We start from the raw sequence: 6305 nt of genomic DNA on the forward strand, positions 1-6305 counted from the left end.
TCCTTCACTATCAGAAAGCCAGAATCATTTCATAAACTGAAGATGCTTAAGCTGGACACAAACGACAGCAACTATCGATAAAAAGCCTCGAAAAACGCCAATCGGCATTTTTCGAGGCTTTTTAATTAGTCGTCCTCTTCCTCAGGTTCCGGAATCGGTTCATTTTCAGTGACTTCAAACCAGTTGATAAACGAGTTTTCGTAGTCCAGCACCTTAAAATCAAAGTTCTTGATCTTAATGATGCTGCCCTGCTTCAAGTTCGGGTGATTATCCAAAATGGAGCCCGCTACCGTCACGATGTCGCCCGTATCAAATTCCTTGATGTCGGTGTCAAAGTAACGCTCGAAGTCGTAGGTCGTCATCTTCCCGCTCACTTGGTAAGTGCCATTTGGTTGCTTGAAGATGTATTCGTTAGACGCATCATCGATTTCATCCCGGACAGTTCCGAAGAGTTCTTCGTAGATGTCCTTATCGGTGATGATCCCGGAAGTCCCACCGTATTCGTCCACGACGACGACGATTGGGGTCCGTTTGCGAATCATTTGTTGGAGCACTTCTGTAATTGGCGTTGATTCCGGTGTCGTTGAGATGTTCCGCAGCAGTTTGTCGATCCGAATGGTTGGGTCAACTTGTTGCTGGCGGATCAAGTCGTAGTTGTAGACGTAACCCAGGATCTTATCCTTGTCACCATCGGCTACGACGGGCAACCGGCTGAATTTTTCTTGTAAATACATCGTGATGGCTTCCTTAACGTTCGCCGTGATGTCGATCACCACTAGCGCCGTCCGGTCGATCATGATGTCCTTGGCCACCTTATCGTTTAACTCAAAGGCCCGTTGCATGTAAACGTAGTCGTTCTTCTCCAGCTCACCTCCGGCCACGGCGTTTCGTGACAGGGTCAAAATTTCAGCTTGAGAGAACACTTCGTCAGCTTCGTTAGCGACTGGCAAGCCCAGTAGGCGTACCACGCCGTTTGCCGAAACGTTCAGCAACCAAACAAATGGGTAGAACGCAATGTGGAAGTAATGCAGTGGCGTTGTGACAAAGCGCAACACCTGCATCGGCATATCAATTGAGATGTTCTTAGGGACAATTTCGGTGAAGACCACTTCTAGGTAGGTCAACAACAGCACCCCAACAACGGCCCCAATGGCGTGTGCCGTAGCACCGCCGGGATTCGTGTGGGTCACGTTCAGCAGGTCGATTAAAATTGCTGACAACGTGGATTCCCCTAACCACCCAAGGATGATCCCGGCAACCGAGACCCCAACTTGCGTGGTCGACAGGTACTCGTTCAGGTTCGTCACCATCTTCAGTGACCGCTTAAGCCGTGACCGAGAACCAGTCCCATTTTCCAAGGCCTCTTCAATGGCACTTGGGCGGCCTGCACTAACGCAAATTCGCAGGCCACAAAAAACGCAGCAAAACAGAAAGTGATTAAAATAACAATTAAATTGATAATTATCTGACCACTATCCAAGAATTCATTCCTCATTTCGTAAAATGTCAGTAGTAAAAGTCTACTGCTCATTATACAGCTTACGCCAGCTTTTTTTAAGCCATTATTCTGTCCATCACCGACATAAACCCCGATTTAGGGCGAAAAAACTGACTTCTAAGAAATTTCGGTGAGATTTGGTTGGGTCAAAACTTGGCGCTTGGTTGGTTTCCCACCGAAACTGACCTGTTAAAGTAACCTATGCAGGCAACTGTTGCTTGATCAGTTCCGCCATTTGGTGGAGGCCCTGCGAAAATGCCGTCTCAGTCGCGTAGGCATACGATAATCGTAAACTGTGCGTGGCGCTGGCACCGTACACCGAACCCGGATTAACTAAAATCCCCTGTTTGGCGGCTTCGGTGAACACCTGCTGCACGTTGACCGTTTCCGGCAACGTTACCCAGATGTAAAAGCCACCCTGAGGTGTTTGCCACTTAGCGATACCGCCGAGTTCGCGCTGTAAGGTTGTGATCGCATTGGCCCGGCGTTGGCGTAAAGCCGCCCGTAAGTCGGTCAGGTACTGGTCGTAATTGGGATCGTTCAGTAATTCTACTAACACGAGTTGTGAGAGTGAGCTGGCGCCGTAATCGGTCTGCATTTTAACGTCGGAGAGCCGTTTGATGATTGACGCCGGACCAACGATCCAGCCGATGCGCATGCCTGGGGCGAGGGTTTTCGAGATCGAGCCGAGGTACAGCACGTTGCCCGTGTCATCCAAGGCCTTTAGTGGTTGCGGCGACCGTTCATCTAACCAAAGTTCTTGGTAGGCGGTGTCTTCAATAATTGGTAGCTGGTGGGATTTCGCAAACTGAAGCAGATCCTGTCGGCGTTGCGCGCTCATCACTAAGCTGCTGGGGTTATCGAAGGTCGGAATCGTGTACAGCAACCGTTGCCCACCGGTAGCCGGAATGTGCCAGTACTGCAGGCCTTCCGTGTCCACCGGCAAACTCTTAAACTGGGCGTGAACCGACTGCAGGACCCGCAACGAGCGCAAATAACTCGCCGGCGTCGTGTACACCGTAGCGCCCTGTTCCAACAGTGACACCGCAATCAGTTGGAGCGACTGCAACGACCCTGACGTAATCAAAATATTGTCCGCCGTGGTCGTGATCCCCCACTTCGCCAATCGCGTGACCAGCGCTTCTCGCAACCGATCCAACCCCATTGGTGGCAGGTAATTAAGATTCGTGATGCGCTCAGCCGCTGCCACCATGGCGCGTTGCACTAACTGTTTCGGAAATAAATCTGGCCCAATCTCACCGGTACTCAACCGAATTTTAGCATGGTCTTCAAAGTCGTTGATCTGCTGAATCACCGGTTGATTGGCCTCGAACTCGCCGGACATCATGTAGTCCTGCCAGTTGACCGGCGACTGCGTCATCATGGTCGACCAACTATTGCTGGCGATTCGGGTGCCACCGCCAAATGCCGTGGTGAGCACCCCATCCGCCAACAGTTCCGCGATGGCCTTGCTGATGGTGCTTCGGTTAACGCCGAACTGCTTGGCAAGTTGCCGTTGCGCTGGTAACTGCTGGCCAATCAACCAATCGCCGGACTGGATCCGGGCAACGCAGTAGTTGATGATCTGCTGGTAAACCGGCATCGGTTTGCTGGCATCCGGTTGCCAATTAATTTCAATCTCATTTTGCATCTGATTCACCCCAACTTTCACCCATAAGGAGACTCATAATTTGTTTGATTTATTCAAAGGTTTGCTGTTTGGCATCGCTACGTGGCGCCCATCGGCATGCAAAACCTCTACGTGATCAACACCGCTTTGGAACAACCCAAGCGGCGCGCTTATCTGATTGCCGCCGTGGTGATCTTTTTTGATATTTCACTGTCCCTCGCCTGCTTCTTCGGCGTTGGTAAGCTCTTGGACACCGTGCCAATTTTGAAACTATTACTCTGGCTGATTGGCGGTGGCTTCGTGGCCGTACTGGGCGTCCAGCTCATTTTAGCCAAGGAAACGCCGGTAAATACCGAGACATCAGCCGAACCCGCCATTTTCCGTTATCGCAAAGCCATTGTCGCGGCCTTTGCGATTGCGTGGTTAAACCCGCAGGCCATCTTGGACGGCACGTTACTGTTAGGCGCCTTCCGCGCATCACTGCCCGGCATTCACGGTGACCTTTTCGTCGGCGGCGTTGGCCTGTCGTCGATCATCTGGTTCACCGGTTTGACTACCATTGTGCTCCTTCTGAAATCGCAACTCAACGCTAAGGTGCTGACTTGGATCAACCGGGTTTGCGGCGTGGTGATGTTGGGGTATGCGGTGAAGTTGTTGGGGCAGTTTGTGGGGAGTGTTTTGTGAGTGTTGGTTGGGAGTTTTCGTACAAAATCGATTGAAACCCGTCACTGCTTTTAAAGCATCCCAAGCAAAACTACCAAAACCCGGTAGTCACATTCCTATTACCGAGTGCTATTTGGCGACGTGCTTTGCTATTACGTTTGTTTCGGCTCGGTTTTGGATTTATTTTCTTGGGGCTTTGGTTACATCTTAGTTTAAGAACCTTAACCCGTTTTCGGCAGCCACGCCGAAACGTGAGAAATGAAGCAAAGAGTTGCATACAAGGGACCCCCGGCAACACTCCCCAAGTTCGGTAGTGTCCGGGGTCCCTTGTACTCCACTCTTTAACCGCTTCATTTCTCACTCTACGGATTCAACACAAACTCCTGCAACCGATCCCCAAACTGAATCACCGCATCATTCTTCCCATTGCGCAGTTGCCATAACAGGAACAACATCACATTGCTGGCATACAGGTCACTTAAGTAGCCCAATGGCAGCTGCGTTTTATCCGGTAATTCGACTTGTTGGAAATACTCGTGGGCGGTGCCGCGCAGGATTTGCTTGAAGTTGCGTTCTAGGTCCGCCGTTTCCGTGTGGATATCAAATAATTGCAATAAAATGTCACGGTAGTCCGTTAGTGCTAGAATCAAGACTTTCACCGTGTTAGAGCCAATTTCCGGTGTATGTATACTAAACCGTTGATCTACAATGCGACGGAAAACTGCCGTATAGTTGGCCACTAACTTTTCTAATAAATCGTATTTGTCATAATAGTGACTATAAAATGTCGATCGGCCGATCCGGGCCTGTTTACTAATATCTTGAACGGTCATCGCTTTGAAGCCCTTTTCCTTTAACAACGAAAAAAAGGCCTTCTCAATCTGTGCGTTTGTCCGACGTACCCTTAAATCCTGTTTTTCCGTCATTGGTGTCCCCCCGATTTTAATGAAGCATCTGGTTTCGCTAACAAATCCGCTAAATCTAGCGTACAATAAAAATTGTAACACTAAATAGGCGCGATTGACTGTAACAAGAACTTTACAGTGTGCAGCACTCAAGCTAAATAGTGTCAGGACCGGCCTTCTTCGGCCATAAATTTAGCGGATTCATAACGCTAAAGCTGTTTATACCATATATGTGACCCATTCGGGGGGAATTTCAATGGATCCGATGCGCATTTTATTTATTTCAATTTCCGGCAATACCCGGAACTTCGTCGAGCACCTCACGCGTTACGCCATGGCACAGCACATCCGTAACAAAGGGCTCCCAGAAATCGTCGCAACTGAAGTCAGTGAACAAACTGACTTTCAGGATGAAACCACGCCCTTCTTCTGCTTTATCCCAACCTATTTGGACGGCGGTAACGGCATCGATACCGGCGTGAAGGAACTGCTCACAACGGCAATGGGCGAATACATCGGCTACCACAATAACGCCAAACAACTGATCGGCGTTGTGGGGAGTGGTAACCGAAACTTCAACGAACAATACTGTCTCACCGCCCGGCGTTACTGCTCTAAATTCGACGCCCCCTTCATTGCGGACTACGAACTGCGGGGCGTGCCGAGTGATGAGGCGCGGGTTTATAAGAAGATGGTTGAAAGAATGCAGTATCTTGCTATGTAGTAGAGTGTGGAACAAAGCGTTTAGAGACTGGAGCATAAGCGGCTTCCGCCAGAATCCTCGGGTCTTGAGGATTGTGGTGGAAGCCGCTTATGTGCAAGTCTCTGCTTTGTGGAACACGTTTCGGCTCGAGGACAGCAACCCACCACACCCTCAACAATAACCTCACCCCAGCACCAATCAACTCAAAAAAACCAAAAAACAGCTCAAGCATCCGCCATCCACGGAACTGCTTGAGCTGTTTTATTTTAGGTGCCCTTAGCCTCAGTATCACCCTGCAACACCAACCGATACATCGGGCTATACTTCCCAGTCGGCGGATACAGTTCATCATGCGTGTACTGAAACCCAAGCTTCAAAATCACGTGCTTCGATGCCAAATTAGCCGGATTATGCCCCGCAATCAGCGCTGGCGCGTGCAGCTGCGTTGTGGCGTACTGAACCACCGCCTTGGCCGCTTCAGTCGCCAAGCCCTGATGCCAATAAGCTGGCCGAAGATGGTAGCCGAGCTCATACTCACCGTGTGGTCGCGCGTGTAAGCCGCAACAACCGATCAAATCACCATCAGCCGCAAACAACGGCCAGTACTGCACCTGATCTTGAGCCAATGACCGAACCTCTAACGCTAACCGGTCCACGATCATCTGTGGTGAAAAACCATCTTTACTAATTAATCGGGTAACATCCGGGTCGCCCCAAAGTAATTGCGCTTGGGGTAGATCTGATGCCTGCCACTCACCAAACTGAATCCGTTCAGTTGCGTTTGGATGTGCCATCTGCAGGCCTCCTTTTATTTCTGTGAATAGTTAAAACTGTCCTCGAGTGGAAACGAGTTCCACGAAACTGGGAACTGCATGTAAGGCGGGGTAAGCAAAACTGCCCAAAAAC

The 6305-nt window shown here is 50.1% G+C and carries 5 protein-coding genes and 1 pseudogene; 2 read left to right on the top strand and 4 right to left on the bottom strand.

Annotated features, from left to right (window positions below; translation table 11 throughout):
- Nucleotides 1-125 precede the first annotated feature (125 nt).
- Nucleotides 126-1495, bottom strand: a pseudogene (locus JCM2765_RS15650) (hemolysin family protein).
- Nucleotides 1496-1697: 202 nt separating this feature from the next.
- Nucleotides 1698-3149 (bottom strand): aminotransferase-like domain-containing protein, encoded by a 1452-nt coding sequence (locus JCM2765_RS15655; protein WP_225352137.1) that lies wholly within the window; start codon nt 3147-3149, stop codon nt 1698-1700.
- Between the two features lie 96 nt (nt 3150-3245).
- Between JCM2765_RS15655 and JCM2765_RS15660 the strand changes: the two genes are divergently transcribed.
- Nucleotides 3246-3812 (top strand): LysE/ArgO family amino acid transporter, encoded by a 567-nt coding sequence (locus tag JCM2765_RS15660; RefSeq protein WP_054737489.1) that lies wholly within the window; start codon nt 3246-3248, stop codon nt 3810-3812.
- A 341-nt stretch (nt 3813-4153) separates the two neighbouring features.
- Here the strand turns inward: JCM2765_RS15660 and JCM2765_RS15665 are convergent, their stop codons facing one another.
- The gene (locus tag JCM2765_RS15665; RefSeq protein WP_054737490.1) at nt 4154-4717 is read right to left on the bottom strand and encodes a TetR/AcrR family transcriptional regulator; all 564 of its coding nucleotides are present in this window, start codon (nt 4715-4717) and stop codon (nt 4154-4156) included.
- A 235-nt stretch (nt 4718-4952) separates the two neighbouring features.
- On the opposite strand from JCM2765_RS15665, the gene nrdI reads away from it, so the two are divergent.
- Nucleotides 4953-5420: a class Ib ribonucleoside-diphosphate reductase assembly flavoprotein NrdI gene (gene nrdI / locus JCM2765_RS15670; RefSeq protein WP_054737491.1), complete on the top strand. Its 468-nt coding sequence runs from the start codon at nt 4953-4955 to the stop codon at nt 5418-5420.
- Nucleotides 5421-5665: 245 nt separating this feature from the next.
- Here nrdI and JCM2765_RS15680 read toward each other — a convergent pair whose 3' ends face one another.
- Nucleotides 5666-6193 (bottom strand): GNAT family N-acetyltransferase, encoded by a 528-nt coding sequence (locus JCM2765_RS15680; protein ID WP_054737493.1) that lies wholly within the window; start codon nt 6191-6193, stop codon nt 5666-5668.
- Nucleotides 6194-6305 lie beyond the last annotated feature (112 nt).

This window comes from Secundilactobacillus similis DSM 23365 = JCM 2765 (assembly GCF_001311075.1).
GTDB classification, from domain to species: Bacteria; Bacillota; Bacilli; order Lactobacillales; family Lactobacillaceae; genus Secundilactobacillus; species Secundilactobacillus similis.